This is a genomic window from Algoriphagus sp. oki45 (genome assembly GCF_036245605.1).
Lineage (GTDB): Bacteria > Bacteroidota > Bacteroidia > Cytophagales > Cyclobacteriaceae > Algoriphagus.
Genome location: NZ_BTPC01000001.1, coordinates 323353 through 348028 on the forward strand (window position 1 = coordinate 323353; position 24676 = coordinate 348028).

Below are 24676 nucleotides of genomic sequence, written 5' to 3' on the forward strand. Positions count from 1 at the left end.
CCTGCCGAAAAAGGCAGGTCAGGAGATTTGAACCCTGAAGACAGTGGGTTTAAGGTTATAGCCCTGAAGGGCTATTTGCCATAGCCCCAATTCAATTTGAGGCTAGGATCAATTGGAAATCGGTTAAGAGACCTAAAGGGGTGACCTATTTACTTTCTTTAATCAGGTCAATGCCTTTGATAAACAGAGCTGACTTATTCCCTTACCCAGAGGCTGTCGTTTTTTACAAAAGCAACCAATCCCAGACGCTTGGCTAAGTAGATTTCCTGAGGCTGGACATTCGGATTGGCTTGGCTGATTTTGAAAATGTCATTATAAACCATTCCTCCCAGTGTCAGGGAAGTGATGTTTTCATAGGTTAATTCTTCGAAATCCCATTTGGTATGACGGGTTCGGTTTCCAACCAAAGTGTCATTGACAATCCTCATTTGCACCGCAGTGGAATCAAACAAGACACTGATGGAAGGCTGCTCCTTGGAATTTTGATAGCCAATTGTGTTGAGTATTACCAAGGATCGTTCTTCAGTGGTATGGCTAGAAGTGTAGCTGGCAAAGCAATCCCTTACCTGACCATCCGGGAAAAGAGCAAAAATTGACCTTCTTTCATATTCCAAGGTGTAGGGCTCGGAGATGTTGTATTCCGAATTGAGCCTCAGGATCTTATCCCCACTTCGAAAAGAATAAGATCTTCCTTCTGGAAAAAGGATCCAATTACTCTCCTGAAGGCTGAAATCAAAGGCCTCACAGTTTTTGACCACTAGTTTGTCTTTCTCTGAAATACATCCCGAGAAGGCCAGCAGAAAAATGGAAGAAAGGACTTTGGAGTAAGGCCTCATGGATTTGAAGTGGATTGAAAGATAAGCCTGCTGGTTAAAATTAGAATTTATTCTATAATCCACAGACTGTCTCTCATGGTAAATGCCACCAATCCCAAGCGCTTAGCCAGGTAGATTTCCTGGGGCTGTGCAGAAGGATTGAATTGACTGATTTTGAATACGTTGCTGTATTGTTTTTCTCCGATCCGAAGGGTGGGAAAATTTTCATAAAGATAATCCTCAGAGTCTTCGACGGTAGGGTTAATTCTTTTGCCGACGAGTGTGTCATTGACAATCTCCATCCGAAAGCCCATTTGTAGAAAATATACTTCCATCAATCCCAATCCTGATGTTTTTCCATAGCCGACTTTATTGGAAAAACTGAAGGCATGGTCTTCTGCTTGATGGGTGGCCAGATATACCCCTCCACACCTGCTTTGGCCTAATTGAACCTGTTCCGGATCGGACTCCACGGTGTAGGGTTCGGTAATGGTATAATTTGACTCAATTTTTCTGGTTTTTTGCCCACTGCGGACGGAATATTCAGGTCCGGGAGTGAGCAACATCCAATCACGGGCGGGGATGGAAAAATCAAAGCCCTCACAGGATTCATAAAAGAGTTCCTCTTCCTCAGGTTGGCAGGAAATCAAGCTCAGACTTACCAAACTAGCGAAAAAAAATGACCGGATTTTCATGGAGTGGAAGTTCGTGTAGTTTTTAAAACGAAGATAACTTAGAGATTATTTAGGTGAAATTGAAAAATTTTGTTTTTCGTTTTCCTTTAGGTCATTTAATGGGTCAAGCCTGTCTGCTTTTGAAGACCGGCAAGTTGTTTGGGACCAAGGATTTAGAATGATTCAAGTCTCCTGACTTGGACTATTGATTAATTAAAAAAAACCAAGCCTTTCCGCCGAAAAAGGCAAATCAAGTATCTTGAATTCTGGGTTTTATTTTCAGCCCTGAAGGGCGGATTAGAGCCCTGAAGAGGCGAGTTTTACCCTCGGATTTAAAATCCGGAGATGGGACCTCCAAATTGCAAATTTGGAGGAGCATAGCTTTAGCCAAAACCTTAATACCCCGCTGCTTGCCCGTCCTTTCGTGATTCGGAAGCGCCGATGTAGACTTTATTGATGGCATCGAAGAGAATGGCCTGATAGCCTCCATAGGGACCTACACTAAACTCGACCCGATGGCCCATTTCCTCCAATTGGCGGATTACTTCGTAGGAAAACCCGCTTTCCAGATTCAGGGAACCTCCATTGGTCATTTTGGAACCTGTAGGTTCGGAACTTCCATTGTGCCTCATTCGTGGAGCATCTCCAGCCTCCTGCAGATTCATGCCGAAGTCAATCAGATTGACCACGATCTGGGTGTGGCCCTGAGGCTGTACTGAGCCTCCCATCAGTCCGAAACTGATGTATGGTTTACCGTCTTTCGTGACAAATGCGGGAATAATCGTATGAAATGGCCTCTTGCCTTTGGCTAGGGAATTCCAATGATCGGGATCCTGGACATTGAACTGCTGACCGCGGTTTTGCAGCACAAAGCCCAATCCATCAGGGACCATGCCTGATCCAAACTCATCGTAAATGCTCTGAATAAAGGACACCATATTTCCATCCTTGTCCGCCACAGTGAGATAGGTGGTGTTTCCTTTTTCGATTTCTCCGGCAGGATAGGAGAGGGCAGCCTTGTTGAGATCAATCAATTTGCGACGCTCTGCAGCATATTCCTTGGAAATCAGGGTCTCCACCGGAATTTGATTGAATTCCTGGTCGGAGTAGAATTTGGCCCGGTCTTCAAAAGCCAATTTTTTCGCTTCTGTCAGTACGTGTAGGTATTCTACACTGCCAAAACCCATGGATTTGATATCGAAACCTTCGAGAATATTCAGCATTTGTAGGACGGCTATGCCTTGTCCGTTGGGCGGGAGTTCCCACACATCATAGCCCCGGTAATTGGTAGAGACTGGCTCCACCCATTCCGATCTGTGCTTTTGCAGGTCTTCGTAGCGGAGATAGCCTCCGTTTTCCTTCATAAATCGGTCGATGGTTCGGGCGATTTCTCCCTCATAGAAAGCCAAGCGGCCTTCCTTGGCGATCAGGGAATAGGTTCTGCCCAAATCTGGATTTTTGAAGACTTCACCTTTTCTAGGAGTATTTTTTCCATTAGGCATATAAGTATTGCGGAAACCTGGGATATCCTGCATCTCCGGCCACATGTGGTCCATCTGCCAGGCAATCACTTCCGTGACTGGAAAACCATTATTTGCATAGTCAATAGCAGGCTGAAGGATTTCTTCCATGGGAAGCTTGCCGAATCGCTCGTGCATGGCAAACCAGCCATCCACACAACCCGGTACGGATACGGGAAGCGGACCCAGCAAAGGCACATTTCTCAATCCTTTTTCCTTGAAAACGTCCATGGTCAGGAGTTCAGGTGCCCGACCACTGCCGTTGAAACCATAGAGTTTTTGGGTTTTGGCATCCCAGATGATGGCAAAAACATCCCCACCAATTCCGCAACCGTTCGGTTCCACGAGTCCCAGCATGGCATTGGCAGCGATGGCTGCGTCCATGGCCGAACCGCCTTTTTTCAGGATATCCAAGGCCACTTGGGTTGCCAAAGGCTGGGCAGTAGCAGCCATGCCATTTTGGGCAATGACCTCTGATCTTGTGGTGAAGGTTTTTCCGGTGACTCGGTCCTGGGCTTGGACCAGTGTGGAGAAAAGAGTGAGTACGAAAAGAAATCCGAGACGAAGCATAGTCATACAGTTTGTACTGCGATACTAGTGCGGACCCGAATTTGTTTCAAGAGAAAGTTTTTGAGCGGTAGGGGGAAATCAGGAAATCGCCCTAACCAGCAATCGCTCGCAGACTTTTTCGCTGAGGGTCTGGGAAGGATGATCATCATAGCTGACAACCATGCTTTGGTCATAGGCCTCTCTGGAGTGGATTTTTAGATTTAGCCCCAGTCTTAAAGCGCGTCCGTTCAAAAACTCCAAAAATTCGGTGGAGGAATTGGTAAGGGCTGTCAACTGTACCTCCTGTCCAACTTTGCAGGATGAAAGCGGGAGATAGGAAAACTCCTGAATACGGCCCTGAGCATCCGGTATCGGTGATCCATGAGGGTCGATAGTCGGAAATCCAAGCATCTCATCCATTCGCTCGAAGAATTTTGGGGCATGAATATGTTCAATCTGTTCGGCCACCTCATGGACTTCCTCCCAGCCAAAGCCCATCTTTTTGACCAAAAACATTTCTGTCAATCGATGCTTTCGGATAACCAAAGCCGCTGCCTTTTTTCCCTCTTGGGTGAGTATTACCGGTTTATATTTTTCATAGCCAACCCAGCCTTGCTTTTGGAGGTTTTTGACCATGCTGTTGGCGGTAGGCATCGATACATGGAGGTTTTGTGCCAAATCGGAAATACTGACTTCCCCCTGATCATTAGCCAGGTTAAAAAGGGATTTGAGGTAATTCTCTTCTGTCGAAGATGCCATGGATTGAATTTTTGTCCAAAAATCGAAAATTTATCTTAAAAACAAATTTGTTAGATTAATCTAAGTATCTAATTTTGTTCTTCTAAATATAAATTTTGAGATAAAATTTCTTTAAATGCAATAATGTTGCATTTTTGAAAAAAACTAAACCAATGAAAAAGCTGGCATTTCTGATAGGATTCATCTTTTTGCTTTCCAAAGGGCTTTTGGCGCAGGAAGCATTGCTTTCGGGTAAGATTTATTCCGATGGAAAACCCTTGCCTTATGCTACTGTAGTCATAAAGGATACAGGTAAGGGAACTGTGACGGACGAGGAGGGAAGGTATTCTTTGCAATTGACCCAAGTTGGTCGATACAGCATTCAGGTAAGTTACTTGGGAAAGAAAGCTTTTGAAGAGATCGTTGAAATCACTAAAGAGTCATTCGAACTGGACATCAATGTAGAGGGTGTGGAGGCCCTGTTGGACGAGGTGGTGGTCAGTGGTACCCTACAGGAGATTTCGAGAAAGGACAGTCCCGTGCCTGTGGAGGTGTATAAAAGCTCCTTTTTTCAAGCCAATCGAAGTCCTTCCCTTTTCGAATCCTTCCAAAATATCAATGGAGTTAGGCCACAAGTTAATTGCAGTATCTGCTACACAGGAGATATTCAGATCAATGGGCTGGAAGGTCCTTACACCATGATTCTGATTGACGGGATGCCCTTAGTCAGTGGTCTTGGGACGGTGTATGGACTCTCGGGAATACCCCAAAGCCTGATTGATCGAATCGAAGTGGTGAAGGGGCCTGCATCCACACTTTATGGCTCGGAGGCTGTGGCTGGATTGATCAATATCATCACCAAGCGACCGGAAAACGCGCCCCTTGTCTCTGCGGATATGATGGGGACCACTTGGGGAGAATTGAATCTGGACTTAGGGATTCGGTCTTCTTTTGGTAAAAGAGTTCAATCTTTGACAGGAATCAATGCCTTCTACTACGACAATCCAATCGACAACAATGGGGATGGTTTGACGGATTTAACTTTGCAGGAGCGATTTTCTCTCTTTCAAAAATTTCAGATTCAACAGAGAAACGGAAAAATGCTTTCTCTGGCCGGAAGGTACATCCAAGAGGACCGATGGGGAGGAGAGCTCAATTGGACCCCTGCCTTTCGGGGTGGAGATGAAATCTATGGGGAAAGCATCCGAACCCGGAGATGGGAGCTTTTTGGGAATTATCAACTGCCTGTGAAGGAAGATATAAGCCTTCAGGTTTCGGCCAACGGGCATAAGCAGGATTCTTACTACGGGGATATGTTTTACCTGGCAGATCAGCGGATTGGTTTTGGACAGCTGACTTGGAATAAGACCCTGGGGAAAAATCAATTGCTCACAGGATTGGCTTATCGATACACCTACTACGACGACAATACCCCTGCCACAGCAGAATCGGGAGGAGTGGGAAATAATCCGGCTCAGATTCATCTTCCGGGATTTTTTGCCCAAAATGAGTTTAAATTCAAATCCAATCAAAGTCTCCTGGCAGGATTGCGGTATGACTATAATTCGGTGCATGGAGGAATTTGGTCTCCTCGGATCAATTACAAACTGAGCTCGAAGGACCAATCCCTGATCTGGAGGACTTCCATCGGAAATGGCTTCCGGGTGGCTAATGTCTTTACTGAAGACCATGCTGCGTTGACAGGAGCCCGTCAGGTGGTTTTTGAGGAGGATTTGGATCCGGAAAGAAGCTGGAATATCAATACCAATCTGGTCAAAAAGATCTACACCGATCAAGGGAACTACTTCAGCTGGGATGCTTCTGCCTTTTTTACGCAATTCTCCAACAAGATCATTCCTGACTATGAAACCAACCCCAATCAGATTATCTATGCCAATCTGGACGGAACTTCCAGAAGTCAGGGGGTAAGTTTGAGCTTTGATGGGCTTTGGGCCAATGGTCTGAAAATCTTGACTGGGTTGACTTTAATGGATGTTTCTTTTAAAGAAGGAGGAGTTAGGGAAAGGCAATTGCTTACTGAGCGATTCTCCGGAGTATGGACGATTGGCTATCATTTTCATCCACTGGAACTTACTGTGGATTATACCGGCAATGTATATGGCCCCATGCGGCTTCCACTACTGGGAGAACTGGATGATCGCCCGGAGTATTCTCCTTGGTGGAGTTTGCAGAATATTCAAGTCACCAAAAGCCTGAGCAGAAAGTGGGAGATTTACGGTGGGGTAAAAAATCTTTTGAATTACACTCCTCCAGCCAATAGCATTGCCCGTGCCTTTGATCCATTTGATAGGGGAGTGGTGTTTGATGATGCAGGACAGGCTGTACCTACTCCTGACAACCCCAATGCTTTGACATTTGATCCTTCCTATATGTTTGCACCGAATCAGGGAATTAGAGGTTTTTTGGGAATCAGGTTGACCCTTGATTAATAATTTTCAATAAAATGTACAGGAAGTTTAGTAAGCAGCCAGAAAATTAATTTTTACAATTTTTCTTTCTCCTGATTTAAATTAGGTTCTTTGTCGAGAACAGGTTCTAGTTTTTTCAAAGCAATGAACAAGATTAGCTATTTCATTTTTCTGTTTCTTTTGGCCGTAGGTGCTTGCAATCAGGAAGAAACTCCTGTCAGGGATGATTTGAATTACCAGGGCTCCATCTCCAAGGAATTTTCCCCTTATCAGATAAGGTATTTTATTCCGGGACCTTTGGAATCTGATATTCAGACAGTTGCCGGATTTTTTGGGGAGGTTCCGATAGAAGCTGGTGTCACCGAAAAAAATGAGGTTGTTTTCATAGTGCCTGACCTTCCTCCGGGAAAGTATCAGCTAAAGTTGGACTTGCAGAAAGAAATCAGAGTATGGGATGTGACTCTTGTAGAAAATTCACTATCTCCTGAGGAATTAGCGGGTTTTTGGCCCAATTATTTTGAAGGAAGTGCCCAAATAAAGGATAGCCTTAGCCAAAATCCTACCTACCACTATTTTCTCGAGGATGTCCAAAAATGGTCTGATCATTTTCTTTCCCAATATTCAAACCTGTCTTCTAAGGAAAGAAATGAATTAATTTATCTTTCCTATCAAAATGGATTCGAAAAGTTGGTTCCATTTAGCCTTCAGGCAGAAGGGGAATTTAAAAACTGTCTCGATGAGAACTTTACCTTATTCCAACTCAATATTATTGAACAAGACTGGGAACTGAATCAGCTAAATACAAGGATCGCCTTTTTGCCAAAATCAACGTTCAATGATGTGTTTTTGTCATTTCTCGGGGACTTGATTTTGAGGAATTTAATGGTTCAAGAATTTTTAGGATCCCAAATTTTAATCTGTCCGATATTTAAAGAAGTAGATTTGAAGTCCAAATTTGGTGTGTTGGGCTCTGATCCTCTGATTTTTAACTCCGGGAGTTCGCTAGCTTTGGAATTGACTGGAGGGTTCTCACCTCTTCGTGCCTTGGATGGAAGTGAAAGCCTCAATGGATTGGGGTCAAAGGTTGGCTACATTAAATCGATAAAAAATCAGAATTCATCCAATCGGGACCTTATCTTTTCCATTCAGCAAAAAAGGAACCTTGAATTACCCGCATTCTCTTTTCTCACCTATTATGATTTCCCGGTTACCAATTTTATAGAAAAAAGGGCCTTGACTGAATTTGAGTTTGAGGTTCATGGCATTACCAATCCAAGAGTGAGTTATTTAAAAGGTGAAATAGTTGATGAAAAATTGTATTTGGCCTTTACTAAGTCGGAAGAGGGCAGGCAGGAATTTGACTTTGTTTTGGATATCCATTTCGATGGATTCCAAGTTTCAAGAACTATAAAAGGAACTATGGTTGATGAATCAGAATTGATTCTGGATTTGTTTTTTGACTCAGGGACAGCATTTCTTCAGGTTTTTTCCGGAATAGAGCCCCTCGCTATCGAATGGAGCAATGGAATTACCAACGAGACACAAGCGACTTTTAATGCGGGAAATCATTCAGTAATAGTAAGAGGAGGCGGTAAGGAAAAAGTGCTGGAATTTATTATTCCAGAATATGGTGAAGTGCTGGACCGTGAAGGAAATGAGTATCAAACCGTTAAAATAGGAGGCCGCTGGTGGATGGCAGAAAACCTTCGAAACACCATTCGGATTGATGGGAGGCCAGTTCCTAGAAGATCGGATTGGCCCGCTCCGAATCCCAACAGCCCACAGAATGCCGATTTTGCTTCCTATTCACCCTATATTAATGATTCGGAATTTGAAAGAGAATATGGCTACCTCTATAACCTTCATGCTTTGTCGGGATGCCTCTGTCCAGATGGATGGGAAATCCCCACTACAGAGGATTTTGAAGCCTTGGCAAGAGAACTTGGCGGTGATTTGGAAGCTGGCAAAATGCTCAAGAAAAGAGGAAGCTGGGAGGAGTCTTATACCTATTCTTCGAATGAGTCAGGATTTAATGCAAGGGCGGGAGGATTGAAAAATCAGTTTGGATCCTTTGAAAGTTTAGGAGTTTTTACCGGATGGTGGGCTAGGAATTCTGCCAATACTGATTTATTGCCTAATACCATTGCCATCTTGGAAGCCGGAACGAGTTCCTTTCAAATCAGCCTTCGATCCAGTTTCTTTTTCGAAGGCCATTATATCCGATGCATTAAAAAAGAATAAGCCTTGGGAGCCAAAAAAGCCCGCGTTCAAATCAAACGCGGGCTTTTTTGGCTTAAGGTTGGTTTTATTCTTCTTTAGCTGCTGGCGCAGCACTCATCTTTTTCACCAAATCTCCATCTTTCAGCTGCTTGGAAACGATGAAATAAGGACCTGAAATAACTTCTTCTCCTTCTTTGATTCCTTCCAGAATTTCGATGTTTTCGTAGTCGGAGATTCCTGTCTTCACTACTCGTTGCACAGCTTTTCCGTTTTCATGTACGAATACAAGTTCCTTCACCTTGGTAGTACCTCCCGCGAGGGTGTCTACAACATTGTCTCTGGTGGTGACTGAAGCCAAAGGAATGGACAAAACGTTTTCTTTTGAGGTAGTCAATATCTCTACTGAGGCGGTCATTCCTGGACGGAAAGGATATCGGTTGCCAGCCTTGACCAGGTCTTCGTAGGAACTGTTCAGGATTCTGATTTTCACCTTAAATTCAGTAACAGCATCTGCAGAAGCTTTGGTATTTGCTGTATTGGCAATACTGGTGACGATTCCTTTGAATTTCTTGCCTGTAGAAGAGTATGCATCAACGTCGATAATGGTCGTGTCACCCAAAGACAATCGAATGATGTCATTTTCATTCACATCCACTCGCACTTCCATTTTGGAAAGGTCCGCAATGGTCATCATTTCAGTACCGGCCATTTGCTGAGTACCTACTACCCGTTCTCCTTTTTCTACCAAAAGGCTGGATACAATTCCGGAAACAGGGGAGTTGACATTAGTCAATCTGAGGTTTTCAGCCGCTTCGTTGACCGATGCTTGAGAGCTTTTTATGATGAATTCTGCTGCCACTACATTTTGCTTGGCTGCTTCTAGGTCATTTTTAGCTGAAAGAAAATTGGCTTGCGCTGTTTCAAAATCAGCATCTGAGATGGCTTTTGAGGCATAAAGTACTTTTTGTCTTTCGAAATTTAGCTCAGCTTGTGTGTATTGAGCTTCAGATCGTTGAAGAGCTGCTTTGGATTGAGCCAAGTTAGCCATCTGTTGATTCAGGTTTGCTCGACTTCTTTCAAGAGCAGAGATAAAGTTGTCGGGACGAATTTTTACCAATAGTTTTCCTGCTTCCACAGAATCTCCTTCCTGAACATTCAATTCGATGATTTCACCGGCTACGTCAGGAGAAAGCTTGACTTCTACTTCGGGCTGTATTTCGCCTGAGGCACTTACCTTTTCGACGATTGAGGTCTTTTTGGCGGCAGCAAATTCCACCTCGGTTTCTTTTGCTCCCCCAATCCATCCGGCAGATCGCCCGATGACTGCGAATAGAATGATCAGGACAACAGCTCCCAGGAGGTAATACAATAGTTTGTTGGACTTTTTGTTAGCCATGGTTTAGTTTAAGTTAATGGGGTTACCGATATAGAAATCAAGTACTTTAATTCTGAAAATGTAGGTGTATTTAGCATTGAGTAGATCTGCCTGCGCGTTAAACAGGTTGTTTTGAGCGACCTGAAAATCAACAGAGTTGATAGCACCCAAATCAAATCTTTGCTGTGCAATTCTGAAGGTTTCTTCCAGACTTTTTACTCGAACCAAAGAAGCTTCATAGGACTGCTCGGCGGCAAGGGCTTGATTATATGCTGTTTCTATGTCCTGGCGAAGCTGGTTTTTAGCCTGCTGATTGTCTACCTCTGCCAAGGCTTTTTGGGCTCTGGCCCGCTGTACTGCTGCCCGATTGTTGAAATTGGTGAAAATCGGGATGTTCAGCTGCAGGTTGGCTGATTGAGACAGGTTTCTCTCAATTTGATCACTAAATGGAGGAATTTCCGTTTGTCCAAAACCTGGCTGATCTACGTAGTTGGAGAATACGTTAGCTCCTAGACCCAAAGTAGGGTAGAAGGCACCTTTTGCGATTTTTACTCCATACTCTGCACTTTCGATACTTGCCTCGCTGGCTTTGATCTCCGGCATGATGTTGATTGCGATTTCATAAATTTTAGCAGGGTCATTGGTTTCCAAATCGTAGGAAGTCACTTCAAACTCCGGCTCGATTACATCAAAATCTTCTGAGAAAGGAATTTGCATCGCCTGTGCAAGCGCAAGTTTGGCTTGTCTTAAATTGTTTTTGGCATTGATTACCTCCAGCTGATTGGTAGCATTTTGAGACTGAAGATCCAATTGATCGGAGATGGGGAGTGAGCCTGCATTGACCAGTTTAGTGGTTCTTTCCAATTGCTCTGAAGTAGATTTCAACTGGTTTTCGGCGATTTTCACTTGTTCCCTGTTGAAAACCACATTGATAAATTGGTTGATGATATCCAAGGTCACCTGATTGGTAGTCGCCTGAAGATTAAACTCCCCAGACTCCAGATCTTTTCGGGCTTGTGCTACGGTGTTGTTGATTCTCATCCCTCCAAAGACGGTCACATTGGAATTGGCAAACAGGTTGATGTTGCCTATTCGGTTGTTTTCAAAGAGGTTGGTTACCGGGTTGATAGAACGACCCCATCTATACCCCGAGCTGGCACCCATGGAAAAGCTGGGTATTCTTTGGCCTTGACTCTGAAGCAAAGTAGCTTCTGTAATTTCCTGATTAAGTCGGGTTCGCTGCAAGGTTAGGTTGTTTTCCAAGGCGATGTCCACACAGGTCTGGAGATCATAAGGACCTGAAGGCAATTCTGCTTGGGCCAATACTGTAAAGAAGGTCCCCAGAGATAGATAAAAGAATAGAAACAACTTTTTCATTCGGATGGATAGTTGGTTTAAGTTGGGAATTTAATGGGTTTTAGAGATCAATATCAGGAATGTATATCAACTCCTTGATCCATGGTATAGACTGTAAATATTGGGTAGTGATCGGTCTAATTCCAGAATCCATTTCAATAACATGGCAGGCGGTATCATGTTTTCCTTTTCTGGAAACGGACATAGTGGCGATGTTCGACCCTTCCTGGGCAATCACGCTCGCAATGAAAGCAATGGCACCGGCCGTGTCTTTTGCTTTTATGATCAATGTGTGAGACTGAGCAGAGAAATTAGCCACAAAGCCATCAACCTCCGCCATATTTATGACTCCGCCCCCTAGGCTTTCTCCCACTACTTCTACCATTTTCTCTCCTCTTTTCAAGTTGAGCTTGATTGTATTGGGGTGATGGACTGAGGAGTTGCCGATGGACTTAAATCTGTATTTTAGCCCTTTTTCTTTGCTGATTTCTATGGCATCCTTAATTCTTGGATCGTCGGTTTTGAAATCCATTAAGCCTCCCAAAATGGCTCGATCGCTTCCGTGGCCTTCATAGGTCCGGGCAAAGGAATTGTAAAAAGTGATATCCGCTTCATCAGGAATTCCACCTAAAACTCGGATAGCGGATCTTGCGATTCTGACCACTCCCGCTGTATGGGAAGAGGAAGGACCGATCATCACCGGACCTATCATATCAAAAACGCTACTCTTATTTGCCATGGGCTTTTTTAGTCAATATTGATGCTAGGCGTAATTTTCCCCCGAAGATTAAAAAAATATTTCCTTAAACGGCATTTTCAGTCAAAAATCCACACTTTCTAGAATCAGTCTATTCAATGACCTGTAGAACATATCTGAAAAGTGTGCGAATATGAACATAAAGATGAGCGGATATGAAACAGGTTCTGAGGAATGGGATGGAAAACGAGGAGTAGCCCTATGTCCGATGACCGTTGTCTGGCTGAGCACCTGAGAGACGGGAGTCTCGAAGTCGAAGCCAAAACATTCATTTGATCAGGAAGGAGGAAGTCCAAAGACGTAAGACCTGAGTCGGGAAAAGGAAGGAACATTGACGTTTTACTGATTATGTTCTGTGTATGCGGGATTTTTTGGGAGGATTTTATCTTATTTCCATTATTTCAGGAGAGCAAAACCGGACTAACTGTAGATTTTCGACAAAATTAAACCCTACTCAAAGAAAATCTCTGCAGACGTTTGCATCAAACCCTTATATTTATCGACCTTAATTCCTAAAATTTGAACTAATAGAAATTTTATTTACCCAAAACCCTCAACCTAACCCAATCCTATGCTTCTTGAACCCATTGACCTAGCCGTATTTATCGGCTATTGCCTACTGATTATCGGTATGGGCATCTTTGTATCCCGTGAGAAAAAGGGACATGTTAAAAACTCCTCAGATTACTTTTTGGCTTCCAAAGCGCTCCCTTGGTGGGCAGTAGGAGCCTCCCTGATTGCTTCTAATATTTCTGCTGAGCAATTTATCGGAATGTCCGGCTCTGGCTTTGCCCTTGGACTCGCCATATCTACCTACGAGTGGATGGCAGCTGCGACTCTTCTGGTGGTGGCTATATTTTTTCTTCCAGTCTATATCAAAAAAGGTATTTACACCATGCCCGGTTTCCTTTTGGACCGGTATGATACGCGGGTGAGAACGACCATGGCGGTCTTTTGGCTTTTGCTCTATGTCTTTGTCAACCTGACCTCCGTGCTCTATCTCGGGGCTTTGACGCTCAATACGATTTTGGATGTGCCTTTATTCACTGGGATTGTTGGGTTGGCCTTGTTTGCTATGATTTATTCCATTTATGGTGGACTGAAAGCTGTGGCGTGGACAGACGTAGTGCAGGTAGTCTTTTTGATTGCCGGTGGATTGGCCACGACCTATATCGCCTTGAGTATGGTCGGAAATGGGGACGCATGGGAAGGTCTTGGATTATTGAGGAAGGAAGTCCCCGGTCACTTTTCCATGATTCTTTCGAAAGGTGAAATGATGATTCCCGATGGAAAAGGAGGTACCAAAGACGCTTACCTGGAACTTCCCGGCCTTTCTGTTTTGATTGGGGGGATGTGGATCACCAATCTCAGCTATTGGGGATTCAATCAATACATCACTCAGCGTGCTTTGGCAGCCAAGAGCTTGGACGAGGCACAAAAAGGGATGATTTTCGCAGGATTTTTGAAACTCTTGATGCCACTGATTGTGGTGATTCCTGGAATCGCTGCTTGGGTGATTGTGAAGAATGGTGGGGACACCGCATTTATCCAGTCCATGACTGATCCTGCCACCGGTTTGGTGAAGTCTGACCGGGCCTATCCGACCTTGCTTCAGTTGTTGCCAGTTGGTTTGAAAGGATTGGCTTTTGCTGCGCTTACGGCTGCTATTGTTTCCTCTTTGGCTTCCATGGCAAACAGTACCTCCACTATATTCACCATGGACATTTATACGAAGTATTTTGGAAAAAATGCTACCGAATCCAAGCAGGTGACGGTAGGTAGAATTACTGCCTTGGTTGCATTTGCCATTGCCTCTATTGTTGCGCCTGCATTGGGACAGCTCGATCAGGCATTCCAGTTTATCCAGGAATACACCGGCTTCATCAGCCCTGGAGTCTTTGCGATTTTCTTTTTCGGAGTATTCTGGAAGAAAACCACTTCCAATGCCGCCCTCGTGGGTGCTTCTTTGAGTATCCCGCTTTCAGTGGCATTAAAAGCAGTTTTCCCAAATCTTCCTTTCCTTGATCGGATGGGGGTGGTTTTCCTTGTCTTGGCTACCTTGATGATCGTAATTTCCTTGGTAGAAGGTAAAGGAAAAGACCATCCAAACAGCATTGATGTCAATAGGGACTTGTTCAGAACAAGCACTCAATTCAAGATTGGAGCGATATTGATTGCAGGAATTATTGCAGGACTCTACACTATTTTCTGGTAAGCGATGAGAAAGTTATTGTTAGGACTGGACATAGGAAGCAGTTCTGTAAAAGCTTCCTTACTTGATGCTGATTCTGGGAAATCCATTGCTTCCAAAGCTTATCCGGAGGAGGAAATGCCAATTTCGTCTCCTGAAAACGGCTGGGCTGAGCAAGATCCTGAAATGTGGTGGAAGTATGTTAAAGAGACAACCGCTTTTGTCCTAAAAAAAGCAGGCGTAAAAAAAGGAGAGCTAAAAGGCATTGGCATTGCCTATCAAATGCACGGATTGGTCTGTGTAGACAAAGATCAAAAAGTGCTGAGGCCATCCATTATTTGGTGTGACAGCCGTGCCGTGGCAATTGGTGAAAAAGCCATGAAGGGTTTAGGAGAGAAGTATTGTCTTCCTCACCTGCTCAACTCTCCCGGTAATTTTACCGCTTCCAAACTCCGGTGGGTGATCGAGAATCAGCCTGAGGTGGCGGCTCAAATCGACAAAATCATGCTTCCTGGTGATTTTATTGCCATGAAGCTAAGTGGTGAGATTTTGACTTCCGAGACTGGGCTTTCGGAAGGTATTTTTTGGGATTTCAAATCCAATGGTTTAAGTAAAAAGCTACTTAATCAAATGGATATTCCAGAGCATTGGATTCCAAAATCCGTTTCTTCCTTTTCCATTCAGGGAAAAGTCAGTAAAAAAGCTGCAAAAGAAACCGGACTGGAAGAAGGGGTTCCGATTTCGTATCGGGCAGGAGATCAGCCTAACAATGCTTTTTCACTACAAGTACTTAAACCCGGTGAGTTGGCTACTACGGCTGGCACTTCCGGGACAGTCTATGGGGTCTGCGATGAGCCGCTCTACGATCCCCAATCCAGGGTCAATACCTTCGTTCACGTCAACCATTCAGAGAAAAGTCCTTCCTACGGAGTATTACTTTGTGTAAATGGCACTGGGATTTTGAATTCTTGGCTGAAAAGACTCATGGGAGGTGCAAGAATCACCTATGATGAAATGAACCGAATAGGCAGCAGTGCCCTGATCGGTTCTGAGGGCCTAGTCTTTATTCCTTTTGGCAACGGAGTAGAAAGAATCATGCAAAATCGCCCCGTAGGCGCACATCTTGTTGGGCTTGATCTGCTAAAGCATGATAAAAGCCATGTGGTACGAGCAGCTCAGGAGGGAATAGTCTCTGCTTTGACTTATGGGTTCAGAATCATGAAAGACATGGGGATGAATCTTCAGACGGTCAAAGCCGGACATGCAAATATGTTTCTGAGTCCGCTTTTCCGCAAGACTTTTGTGCACATGAATCGGGTGTCTTTGGAGTTATATGACACGGATGGAGCTCAAGGAGCAGCAAGAGGGGCAGGTATAGGGGCTGGAGTTTTTGCTTCGAAAGCTGAAGCCTTTCAGGGATTAGGCCTTCTGGAAACTTTGGAGCCCAATGTCAACTTCTTTGAACCCTATGAGGAAGCCTATCAAAAATGGGAAACCCGCTTAAATGAGTGGCTGGGCAACTAGATTTTAAACTTTCGACAAAACCTATTTTATAAACCTATTTCAAAATAACCTAAAACGTATGGCTAAGACCTATTTCCCCAACATCGGCAAAATCCAATTTGAAGGAAAGGAAAGCGACAATCCTTTGGCATTCCGATACTATGACGAAAACCGCGTCATCGCCGGAAAGACCATGAAGGAGCATTTCAAATTTGCCATTGCCTACTGGCATTCCTTCTGTGGTACCGGAGGAGATCCCTTTGGGCCGGGTACAATTGTTCATCCTTGGGATGCCGATCCTGACCCTGTACAGCGAGCAAAAGACAAAATGGACGCAGCATTTGAATTTATCTCCAAAATCGGAGTGGAATACTATTGCTTCCACGATGTCGACTTGATTGATGAAGGACCAAATCTCGCAGAATATGAGCGAAGAATGGGAATCATCACTGATTATGCTTTGGAACATCAAAAAGCCTCCGGAATCAAGTTGCTTTGGGGTACTGCCAATGTGTTTAGCAATCCCCGCTACATGAATGGAGCCTCCACTAATCCTAATTTTGATGTGTTGGCTTTTGCAGGGACTCAAGTGAAGAATGCCTTGGATGCTACCATTAAGCTTGGTGGAGAGAATTATGTCTTCTGGGGTGGAAGAGAAGGGTATATGTCCCTTTTGAATACCGACATGAAGCGGGAAAAGGATCATTTGGCTCGCTTCCTGACCATGGCGAGAGACTATGCCCGGAAAAATGGATTTAAGGGAACCTTCTTCATCGAACCCAAGCCCATGGAGCCAACCAAGCACCAATACGATTATGATTCCGAGACGGTGATTGGTTTCCTTCGGCACTATGGACTGGACAAGGACTTCAAATTGAATATCGAGGTGAACCATGCCACATTGGCTGGCCATACTTTCCAGCATGAGCTTCAGGTGGCTGCTGATGGAGGATTTTTGGGTTCTATCGATGCCAACCGAGGAGATTATCAAAATGGTTGGGATACTGATCAGTTTGCACTCAATCTTCAGGAGCTAGCAGAATCCATGTTGGTAATCCTAGCTTCAGGTGGCTTGCAGGGAGGAGGAGTAAACTTTGATGCCAAGGTGAGAAGAAACTCCACAGATCCGGAGGATTTATTCCTTGCACATGTGGGTAGTATGGATGCTTTCGCCCGGGCGATGATTATTGCTTCTGATATTATGGAGAAGTCAGATTATCTCGAGCGGAGAAAAAACAGATATGCCAGCTATGATTCCGGCAAAGGAAAGGCTTTTGAAGCCGGTCAGCTGACCCTCGAAGACCTTCGTGCTCATGCTATGGAAGTAGGAGAGCCAAAGCAGATTTCCGGAAAGCAGGAATACTTCGAAAATCTGATCAACCGATTTATCTGATCGATTCCAAAACCAAAAATAAGAGGCTGTCTCAAAAGTATAGTTTGTCACATTGAGCGAAGTCGAAATGTGTTCCAGATAACTGGAAATGGCCTTCGACTCCGCTCAGGCTGACAACGAAACGATTTATGAGAAAGCCTCTTTTTTATTTCTGATCCAAGCTTTCCATAAGATTTTTGGCATTGGTCATTTCCTCTACTTGTTCTTGATATTTTGGATTTGGCTTCACACCCACCACATTCTCTAAAAAATCAATACTGGCAAACAACACTCCCTGCCAGTCTTTGGAGGTAATCGAACTGGCGATCACATGATCCCCGGATTTGGGAAAAGATTGTTCTTTTTTCAGGTTTTCAGGCGTACCTAATTGACCGTACATCTCCAACATTTTGGGTACGGATACTACACGGTCCTGTTCCTGATCGTTTTTATAATAATAACCCAAAAACAGTGGCTGCTTGATTTTGCCAAAGGTCTCCGAATTCATGGCACTGTACATCAGGATTCCCAAGCTTTCGTAAGCATTGAAGTGCTGAACTTCAGACCAATACTGGGCCTTTTCTCCAGTCCTATTCATATCCACGACACCATTTTCAGTCATGGCGCTTTTCATCAGCACCTTTGCCCAAGGATTGAAAAGGTAGGAAAGTCGCTCTCCATTATCCCGAATGGCAGGGGAATAAAGAATCACTGAGGCAATCTCAGGCTGCTGACTGGCCAAAAGCAAGGTCAATGCACCTCCCATGGACGTGCCTACTACAATGACCGAATCGCCTAAGCTTTTTCCGATTTGGTAGGCCTCCCCAGCTGCATCTGCCAGCTTTTGGGCGGTGACATATTCCATACCGTTAGCCCTGCGGATGCCGTGGTCTGGAAGCCGGGTCACGAAAACATTGGCTCCAAAATGCTCTCCAAGAAATCGGTGAACAGGATCTCCCTCCATGGGACCTGCACCAAAGCCATGAATATAGATGATAGAATAAGGGGTTTTTCTTTTGTTTAGACTGTCAGCCCATTGGATATAGGCTTCATTTCCTTCTTTCAGCCCAATTACCGTGTCTTCACGATCATGAACATACTTTTCCAGTTCTGATAATCGGGTGGGGACTTCCGGGAAATGGACAATCAAGTTTTCCTTTTTGGTCTTTGGTCCAAGCATATAGACAATGGCCAAGACCATGGCAGTGGCAAAAACGCCTAGAAAAATTTTTCTGAGCATGTCAATTGATCTTTATATAAGGAGAAGTAGAATCAATAAAAGAGCGATCTCCATTTCTCAAAAACAAAAAGGTTCTCGTTTTCAACTGGGAATAGTTTTCAGGGGTGATGTTTAATCGGGTGCCAAAGTAAACGGAAATCCCTTCAAAAGTTCTCAGTTCGGATAATTTTTCCCCTTCGGGAGTTTCCAAAAGGTATCCAATATCAGTTCCTATCGGAAGCCCGGCAAATGGTGCTGTCAATATCACAGAAATATTGGAGATGTTGCGAATGTTAAAAGTCTGTGCACAACTGAGCGCAAAGGCTTGTCCGGGAAGACTTGCGCCGGAGGGGTTTTCTTTTTGTTGGATTTCGAGTTCAAAATTGAACCTAAACTCACCCAGCGGCACAGTGTCTGTGGAACTTGAATACTGTTGATTCGAGTAGGGACTATAAAATACCTCTTTGAGGCTTAAGGCATCTGCTTCTATTGGGTCAGGGCAGAGATCATTTAAGTCAGGCATTTCTACACAAGAAAATGTAATCATGGCAAGCATATAGGTGAGTCCCAGACAAAAGGTTGCCTTCCACTTTTTAGAAATTCCTTTTGATGTTTTGCCATTCTTTTTCATTACATAAAAATAAACAAATGAATGAGGATCAGTGAACTCCATTTAAGTTTTCAGGTTTTTTAGGAATAGAATGGAGCTAGTTGTTGAAAAAAAAATGAATGTGCCTTCTACTTTTTGCTTGTAAATGTAGCGCAATCACTAGTTTTAGCGTAGAAAGCTAGACTAAAGCCCATATTTATGAAAAAACTACTTATTCTTCTTTTCCTGGCTACCGCCACTATTTCGAAGGCACAAGACCTGTATTCTATTGAAACTAAGGTTCCATACCAATCCGTGTATCTGGAATTGGGTGGAGCTGGTTTACCCTATTCCTTCAATTACGATTTCCGCTTTGATAAGAGCAGAATGGATACTTGGGGTATGCGTGTGGGGTTTGGAGGATATACTACCGATGGAGATTCCTTTTTCTCTCTCCCTGTGATGGTAAACAAGTTATATGGAAAAGGCCCTCATTATTTTGAGTTGGGCTTTGGTGCTACGGTATTTGCCTTCGATGAGTACACTTATTCTTACTGTGCCAATGGCTTCTTTGACTCCAATGGGCAATACATCTGCACTTCTCAAATCCAGGAAACCAGTACATATAATTTTATTTTGGATGTGGATGGCTCTCCGAGCGTGATGGGAACTCTAAACTTTGGCTACCGAAGAGTGCCAATAGATGGTGGGTTTACGTGGAGAGTGGCCTTGACCCCCATTTTCAACAACAATGGATTTTGGCCACTTTATGCAGGATTTGGATTTGGCTACGCATTTTAATCGCTTCGAAATGACCTGATTTTGATTCCTTTCGGACAAAGCCTGTACGCAAACGTACAGGTTTTTTTGTGTCAATACATTTGTTTTCAATAGGTTAGAAATATTTTTAAAATTAATTTCTCTTAATCTGCGCAATATCATGCAACCCTGAATTTGAGGGATTTTACCCCTTATTTGTACGGAAATGTGACAGTCGAACGGAGGTTTTCCCAGTGTCGATCATTTTTTTGAGAATTTTTGAAGAAGAAATTATTGGCTTGAGGTCCTGTTTTTTTTAAAAAAGCTTAATTCCTCTGATTTAATGAAGCTCTGGATTTTGGTCTTTTTGGCATTTGGTATCCTGTTCGCATAAATGCTAACAACACTAAACCAACAAAACATTATGAAAACCTTATTCACATTCGCACTTGCAGGCACATTGACTTTAGGTAGCCTTGCTTCTTTTGCATCCGACGACTTGAGAGCCGATTCCGATGTCAAAGCCAATTTCAAAAAAGTAAATGTACTCCTTAAAGAAGGGGTAGGAGAGGCGAAAATCGCCATCTATGACGAATCCGGTAAAAAGCTTCATCAGAAAAAGGTAAAGGTACAAGACCAAGATGTAGTCATTCCTTACAACCTGTCTGAGTTGCCTTGCGGAGAGTTTACCGTAAAGATCGAATCCGATTCTGAGGAGGTAGAATACAAGGTCAATACCTTTGAGCGTCCTACATTTGTGGAAGCGTCTCCCTTGACAGCCTACAGCAAAATGATCGATCGAAACACTATTCAGCTTACTGTGATTGGGATAGTAGAGGAAGGTGTAAAAGTTCGCATCCGAGAAGAAGGCTCAAATCAAATCGTCTACTCTGAAGATTTGGCCGTGAAAGACGCCTTCAAAAAAGACTATTCATTGAAAGGCATGGAAGCTCAGGATATCTATTTTGAGGTGATCGATTCCCGAGGTCAGATGAAATCTCTTCACTTTGAATAACCATTAAACCACCTATTGTAGTGACCCCGGTTTTTATTGAATAGCCGGGGTTATTTTTTGAGAATATGGGTGGTAAGTCTTTGGGCTGATTCTATAAGATCGATTCCAAGCTCATTTTTGTTTATTTCCAAGACTTGCTCCCGTTCTTTGACTGGAAGTCCATCAAACCCGTACCAAGCACCCAATATCCCTCCTACAAGTGCGGCAGTGGTATCATTGTCCCTTCCATAATTGGTGAGGAATACCAGAGAGTTTTTGAAATCAAAATCTGCATAAATCATTGCAGTGAGGGATTGAAGGTAGATTTCCCCGGCATGAAAAGGCATGTCTTGCTGCTTTTGATCGAGTTGGGAAAAAGCAAATTCAAGTGCCGGACTGCCCGATTTCATAGCGCTGGGTAGGCTGTCCAGTTTTTTGGCTTCCTGATTGATAAATAGAGCATCTCTGAGAATCCGGTACGATGTCCTACCCACCAACCTGCTTTGGAAATAGCCCTCAGGATCCAATCGTAAGGAAGCCAGCAGGTCATGCTTGGTGGCTTTGGGTTTCATGCCTGCTGCGGTCATTGCCATGGCCAAAGCTGAAATGTCTCTTGCATAGCCCAAATCAAAAAATGTAAGCTGATATCCCTCTCGATAGGCTTTTTCTGGATTTCCCGGGAAAAACACACCAATTGCCGGGGCATACAATAATCCTGCACAGACCATTTCTCCACCGTAAAATTTTCCAAGAGAATCAGCATATCCGGTCAGGTTATCCTCGATGAAAGGCTGACTCACTTTTGCCCACTCCGAAAGCCAATTGACCTCCAACATGACCTGCTCATAAGGTTCCGGGTCCAAGGATTCCAGTTGCTGAAACTTCTTCAGGCTTTGTTCATAGCGGTTGAGAATATGCTTGGCAAATTCCTTTGCCTCTAACTTACCCGGTTTCTGAGTCAGTAAATAATCTGTAGCCAGAACTTTCCATCGGGTATCATCGGTAGTGCCTCCAGCCGGAAGATTGGCCTTCCAGGTACCCTCGGGAGAGACTTCACGAATCATTGAGTCAAGTCCTTCCACATAGCCATATTCCAAATTGATACTTTCTCTACTCCACATTTCTGTAGGAGCCCCCATAGCATCACCGATGGCAGCACCGACCAGCATTCCCAGCACTTTATCGTAAAGCTCAGCTTCTGTAAGTCCGGATTCGATTTGAACTTCAGTGGAAAAATTGGGTTTCTCAATCACTTTTTCCTCCTTTGAGCAGGAAATGAATAGGAGAAATAGGGGGGCGATGAGGGAAGAATGACACTTCATTTCAGGACAAAATCAGTTTTTTTCCAAAGTTCAAGAGCTCTTCTTTTTGCATCAAACTCAGTCGAAGAGGAAGCTGAGCGATTCCAATCAAGCGCCGAAGGATTTCCACTCCTCGGTATTGATTTAGCAGGAGATTTTCCAAAGGATGTTTGTATTGTTCTAGAATCCTGCTGAGTATCTCCTCACTTTGCAAGCCCATATCCATATGAGCCAAAAACACTCCCAAATCGAATTCCCGATCTCCCAAAAAGCCAAATTCAGGATCGATCACCTTGATTCCAGAATTGACCTGTAGCCAACTTCCGGGATAAAAGTCTCCGTGAAGGAGGGTTTTTCCGGGAGCCAAATACCGCTCTCCAAGTGCCTCGATGACCATTTTTAGGTTTTGATCCTGCTTGAATTTCAAACTCAATTTCTGAAGTCCGGGCTGAACGGTATCGAGATCGAAACCATTTTCCTTCAAAAAAGGAAAATTGAAGATATGCTCATGATTAAGCCTTCTCATGGAAAGATTGTCTGGAAAGTCATTTACAGGAAGCGCATGAAGCAAATTCAAGAAATGAACAAGCTGATCCACTTCATTCAAACTCAGTCTTTTTTCTTCGGAATAGATATCAGAAAAATCTTTGCCGATTCCCAAGTCCTCAGTGAGCAACAAGTGATTTTCCGGATCAAAGCCCAAGATCTGTGGAACAAAATCTAGCATAGCCCCGGAATCGTTCAGGACTTGATAGAACAGATGCTCAACTTGGATTCGATCGATCGGAGCGGGTATTTGGGGGAATTTTTTAACAAAAGGTTTGGATTGCTTAAAGATAACAGACCGCTGATTGGTCTTTATCCTGAGCACCAAGTTCATATTTCCCGGACCGGCGATACTGATTTCCTCTACCTTTTCCCCACTCTTCCAGAAGCGGAGATCTTGAATCTCTATTGGTGTACTATGTTCTGATAATTCTATCATAATTCAATTGCAAGGTTTCAAAAGTAAATGCTTTGGCTTCATTTCGAGGCAAATTCTTCAATTTCTTGGCAATTGTCTGAGGAACGGCAAGTATGCCTCTTGACAAAAATCTTATTTTTGAAAACAGAAAAACTAAACCCAAATATGTTCGGACTACACAGATCCCTTTTTACAGAAGAGCACGACCTGTTCAGGCAAAGTGTCAGAGATTTTATCGCCAGAGAAATTGTCCCCAACAATGCCCAGTGGGAAAAAGACAAAATGGTCAGCCGGGAATCCTGGTTGAAATTTGGTGAAAATGGCTTTTTGGGCATGCAGGCCCCTGAGGAACTCGGAGGATTGAATATTCAGGATTTCCGGTACAATGCCATTTTGATCGAGGAAATTGGACTGAGTGGTTGCTCCGGTCCAGCCATCGGCTATCCTTTGCACAGTGATATCGTGATGCCTTACATTCTTCACTATGCGACTGAGGAAGCCAAGAAGAAGTATATACCCAAAATGATTACCGGGGAATACATCGGTGCTGTGGCCATGACCGAACCCGGGGCTGGTTCCGATCTTCAGGGCATGCGGTCTACAGCCGAGGATAGGGGAGATCATTACTTGATCAACGGCTCCAAGACCTTTATCACCAATGGATATCTTTCTGACGTCGTGGTCGTTGCAGCCAAAACTGACCCTTCCAAAGGAGCTAAAGGCATCAGTTTGTTTTTGGTAGACAGGAATATGAAGGGATTTTCCAAGGGAGTTCCTTTCGAAAAAGTGGGACTTCATGCTCAGGATACCTGCGAGTTGTTTTTTGAAGATGTAGTAGTCCCCAAAGAGAATCTCCTTGGGAAAGTAGGTGACGGCTTTAAGTACCTCATGACTGAGCTTGCCCAAGAACGGCTGGTCGTGGCTTTGTCTGCAGTGGCATTGGGAGAGTTTATGCTGATTTCCACCTTGGACTATGTGAAGCAGAGAAAAGCCTTTGGAAAAAGTATTTCTGATTTCCAAAATACCCGATTTAAACTGGCTGAAATGACAGCAGCGCTTGAGCAAGGGAGAATCTATTGCGATTACCTGGTTCAGCTGCACAATGAAGGCAAGCTGGATTCAGCCATGGCCTCAGCGGCCAAATACAACATGACCGAACTCCAGTGCAAGGTGGCCGATGAATGTGTGCAGCTTCATGGAGGATATGGCTACATGTGGGAATATCCTGTGGCCAGAGGTTGGGCAGATGCTCGAGTCCAAAGAATATATGCGGGCACCAATGAAATCATGAAAGAACTCATCGCAAGAAAAATTCTGAAGTAAGTTTCAAACACTTGGTGATACAATGGAT

General features: G+C 43.9%; 19 protein-coding genes. 8 read left to right on the top strand and 11 right to left on the bottom strand.

Features of this window, described 5'->3' with window-relative positions; genetic code table 11:
- Positions 1-194 precede the first annotated feature (194 nt).
- The 4 genes from AAA942_RS01370 to AAA942_RS01385 all read right to left on the bottom strand — a co-directional run bounded on the left by AAA942_RS01370 (position 195) and on the right by AAA942_RS01385 (position 4317).
- A complete protein-coding gene (locus tag AAA942_RS01370; protein WP_338218427.1) occupies positions 195-836 on the bottom strand; it encodes a hypothetical protein in 642 nt (213 codons plus the stop codon).
- Between the two features lie 47 nt (positions 837-883).
- Complete coding sequence (locus AAA942_RS01375; RefSeq protein WP_338218428.1) at positions 884-1510, bottom strand: hypothetical protein; 627 nt, start codon at positions 1508-1510, stop codon at positions 884-886.
- Positions 1511-1884: 374 nt separating this feature from the next.
- A complete protein-coding gene (gene ggt / locus AAA942_RS01380) occupies positions 1885-3579 on the bottom strand; it encodes a gamma-glutamyltransferase (protein ID WP_338218429.1) in 1695 nt (564 codons plus the stop codon).
- A gap of 78 nt (positions 3580-3657) precedes the next feature.
- Positions 3658-4317, bottom strand: coding sequence for a metal-dependent transcriptional regulator (locus tag AAA942_RS01385; protein WP_338218430.1), 660 nt, complete (start codon positions 4315-4317; stop codon positions 3658-3660).
- Between the two features lie 152 nt (positions 4318-4469).
- On the opposite strand from AAA942_RS01385, the gene AAA942_RS01390 reads away from it, so the two are divergent.
- Together AAA942_RS01390 and AAA942_RS01395 are read left to right on the top strand one after the other, a co-directional pair.
- Complete coding sequence (locus tag AAA942_RS01390) at positions 4470-6746, top strand: TonB-dependent receptor (protein WP_338218431.1); 2277 nt, start codon at positions 4470-4472, stop codon at positions 6744-6746.
- A gap of 123 nt (positions 6747-6869) precedes the next feature.
- Positions 6870-8966 (top strand): fibrobacter succinogenes major paralogous domain-containing protein, encoded by a 2097-nt coding sequence (locus AAA942_RS01395; RefSeq protein ID WP_338218432.1) that lies wholly within the window; start codon positions 6870-6872, stop codon positions 8964-8966.
- 64 nt (positions 8967-9030) lie between these two features.
- On the opposite strand, the gene AAA942_RS01400 is transcribed toward AAA942_RS01395, so the two are convergent.
- The 3 genes from AAA942_RS01400 to sdaAB are packed head-to-tail and all read right to left on the bottom strand — an operon-like array spanning position 9031 to position 12415.
- A complete protein-coding gene (locus AAA942_RS01400; protein WP_338218433.1) occupies positions 9031-10341 on the bottom strand; it encodes an efflux RND transporter periplasmic adaptor subunit in 1311 nt (436 codons plus the stop codon).
- Positions 10342-10344: 3 nt separating this feature from the next.
- The gene (locus tag AAA942_RS01405; protein WP_338218434.1) at positions 10345-11697 is read right to left on the bottom strand and encodes a TolC family protein; all 1353 of its coding nucleotides are present in this window, start codon (positions 11695-11697) and stop codon (positions 10345-10347) included.
- Between the two features lie 40 nt (positions 11698-11737).
- Complete coding sequence (gene sdaAB / locus AAA942_RS01410; RefSeq protein ID WP_338218435.1) at positions 11738-12415, bottom strand: L-serine ammonia-lyase, iron-sulfur-dependent subunit beta; 678 nt, start codon at positions 12413-12415, stop codon at positions 11738-11740.
- A 589-nt stretch (positions 12416-13004) separates the two neighbouring features.
- On the opposite strand from sdaAB, the gene AAA942_RS01415 reads away from it, so the two are divergent.
- The 3 genes from AAA942_RS01415 to xylA are packed head-to-tail and all read left to right on the top strand — an operon-like array spanning position 13005 to position 17520.
- Complete coding sequence (locus AAA942_RS01415) at positions 13005-14648, top strand: sodium/sugar symporter (protein ID WP_338218436.1); 1644 nt, start codon at positions 13005-13007, stop codon at positions 14646-14648.
- A 3-nt stretch (positions 14649-14651) separates the two neighbouring features.
- Complete coding sequence (locus tag AAA942_RS01420) at positions 14652-16148, top strand: xylulokinase (protein ID WP_338218437.1); 1497 nt, start codon at positions 14652-14654, stop codon at positions 16146-16148.
- Positions 16149-16206: 58 nt separating this feature from the next.
- Entirely contained in the window at positions 16207-17520 is a 1314-nt protein-coding gene (gene xylA / locus AAA942_RS01425) for a xylose isomerase (protein ID WP_338218438.1), read from the top strand.
- A gap of 145 nt (positions 17521-17665) precedes the next feature.
- Here the strand turns inward: xylA and AAA942_RS01430 are convergent, their stop codons facing one another.
- On the bottom strand, positions 17666-18739 hold the full coding sequence (locus AAA942_RS01430) for an alpha/beta hydrolase (protein ID WP_338218439.1): 1074 nt from the start codon (positions 18737-18739) through the stop codon (positions 17666-17668).
- Between the two features lies 1 nt (position 18740).
- Complete coding sequence (locus AAA942_RS01435; protein ID WP_338218440.1) at positions 18741-19391, bottom strand: hypothetical protein; 651 nt, start codon at positions 19389-19391, stop codon at positions 18741-18743.
- 135 nt (positions 19392-19526) lie between these two features.
- Here AAA942_RS01435 and AAA942_RS01440 point away from each other — a divergent pair, with 135 nt between their 5' ends.
- Entirely contained in the window at positions 19527-20108 is a 582-nt protein-coding gene (locus tag AAA942_RS01440; RefSeq protein WP_338218441.1) for a hypothetical protein, read from the top strand.
- Between the two features lie 382 nt (positions 20109-20490).
- A complete protein-coding gene (locus AAA942_RS01445) occupies positions 20491-21081 on the top strand; it encodes a hypothetical protein (protein WP_338218442.1) in 591 nt (196 codons plus the stop codon).
- A gap of 50 nt (positions 21082-21131) precedes the next feature.
- On the opposite strand, the gene AAA942_RS01450 is transcribed toward AAA942_RS01445, so the two are convergent.
- Both AAA942_RS01450 and AAA942_RS01455 read right to left on the bottom strand, forming a co-directional pair.
- Positions 21132-22382: an ADP-ribosylglycohydrolase family protein gene (locus AAA942_RS01450; protein WP_338218443.1), complete on the bottom strand. Its 1251-nt coding sequence runs from the start codon at positions 22380-22382 to the stop codon at positions 21132-21134.
- A gap of 1 nt (position 22383) precedes the next feature.
- On the bottom strand, positions 22384-23346 hold the full coding sequence (locus AAA942_RS01455) for a phosphotransferase (RefSeq protein ID WP_338218444.1): 963 nt from the start codon (positions 23344-23346) through the stop codon (positions 22384-22386).
- Positions 23347-23490: 144 nt separating this feature from the next.
- On the opposite strand from AAA942_RS01455, the gene AAA942_RS01460 reads away from it, so the two are divergent.
- The gene (locus tag AAA942_RS01460) at positions 23491-24648 is read left to right on the top strand and encodes an acyl-CoA dehydrogenase family protein (RefSeq protein WP_338218445.1); all 1158 of its coding nucleotides are present in this window, start codon (positions 23491-23493) and stop codon (positions 24646-24648) included.
- Positions 24649-24676 lie beyond the last annotated feature (28 nt).

Excerpts from the sequence above, each read along its gene's own strand:
- AAA942_RS01370 (WP_338218427.1), bottom strand. The coding sequence starts at position 836 with ATGAGGCCTTACTCCAAAGTCCTTTCTTCCATTTTTCTGCTGGCCTTC.
- AAA942_RS01375 (WP_338218428.1), bottom strand. The coding sequence starts at position 1,510 with ATGAAAATCCGGTCATTTTTTTTCGCTAGTTTGGTAAGTCTGAGCTTG.
- ggt (WP_338218429.1), bottom strand. The coding sequence starts at position 3,579 with ATGCTTCGTCTCGGATTTCTTTTCGTACTCACTCTTTTCTCCACACTG.
- AAA942_RS01385 (WP_338218430.1), bottom strand. The coding sequence starts at position 4,317 with ATGGCATCTTCGACAGAAGAGAATTACCTCAAATCCCTTTTTAACCTG.
- AAA942_RS01390 (WP_338218431.1), top strand. The coding sequence starts at position 4,470 with ATGAAAAAGCTGGCATTTCTGATAGGATTCATCTTTTTGCTTTCCAAA.
- AAA942_RS01395 (WP_338218432.1), top strand. The coding sequence starts at position 6,870 with ATGAACAAGATTAGCTATTTCATTTTTCTGTTTCTTTTGGCCGTAGGT.
- AAA942_RS01400 (WP_338218433.1), bottom strand. The coding sequence starts at position 10,341 with ATGGCTAACAAAAAGTCCAACAAACTATTGTATTACCTCCTGGGAGCT.
- AAA942_RS01405 (WP_338218434.1), bottom strand. The coding sequence starts at position 11,697 with ATGAAAAAGTTGTTTCTATTCTTTTATCTATCTCTGGGGACCTTCTTT.
- sdaAB (WP_338218435.1), bottom strand. The coding sequence starts at position 12,415 with ATGGCAAATAAGAGTAGCGTTTTTGATATGATAGGTCCGGTGATGATC.
- AAA942_RS01415 (WP_338218436.1), top strand. The coding sequence starts at position 13,005 with ATGCTTCTTGAACCCATTGACCTAGCCGTATTTATCGGCTATTGCCTA.
- AAA942_RS01420 (WP_338218437.1), top strand. The coding sequence starts at position 14,652 with ATGAGAAAGTTATTGTTAGGACTGGACATAGGAAGCAGTTCTGTAAAA.
- xylA (WP_338218438.1), top strand. The coding sequence starts at position 16,207 with ATGGCTAAGACCTATTTCCCCAACATCGGCAAAATCCAATTTGAAGGA.
- AAA942_RS01430 (WP_338218439.1), bottom strand. The coding sequence starts at position 18,739 with ATGCTCAGAAAAATTTTTCTAGGCGTTTTTGCCACTGCCATGGTCTTG.
- AAA942_RS01435 (WP_338218440.1), bottom strand. The coding sequence starts at position 19,391 with ATGGAGTTCACTGATCCTCATTCATTTGTTTATTTTTATGTAATGAAA.
- AAA942_RS01440 (WP_338218441.1), top strand. The coding sequence starts at position 19,527 with ATGAAAAAACTACTTATTCTTCTTTTCCTGGCTACCGCCACTATTTCG.
- AAA942_RS01445 (WP_338218442.1), top strand. The coding sequence starts at position 20,491 with ATGAAAACCTTATTCACATTCGCACTTGCAGGCACATTGACTTTAGGT.
- AAA942_RS01450 (WP_338218443.1), bottom strand. The coding sequence starts at position 22,382 with ATGAAGTGTCATTCTTCCCTCATCGCCCCCCTATTTCTCCTATTCATT.
- AAA942_RS01455 (WP_338218444.1), bottom strand. The coding sequence starts at position 23,346 with ATGATAGAATTATCAGAACATAGTACACCAATAGAGATTCAAGATCTC.
- AAA942_RS01460 (WP_338218445.1), top strand. The coding sequence starts at position 23,491 with ATGTTCGGACTACACAGATCCCTTTTTACAGAAGAGCACGACCTGTTC.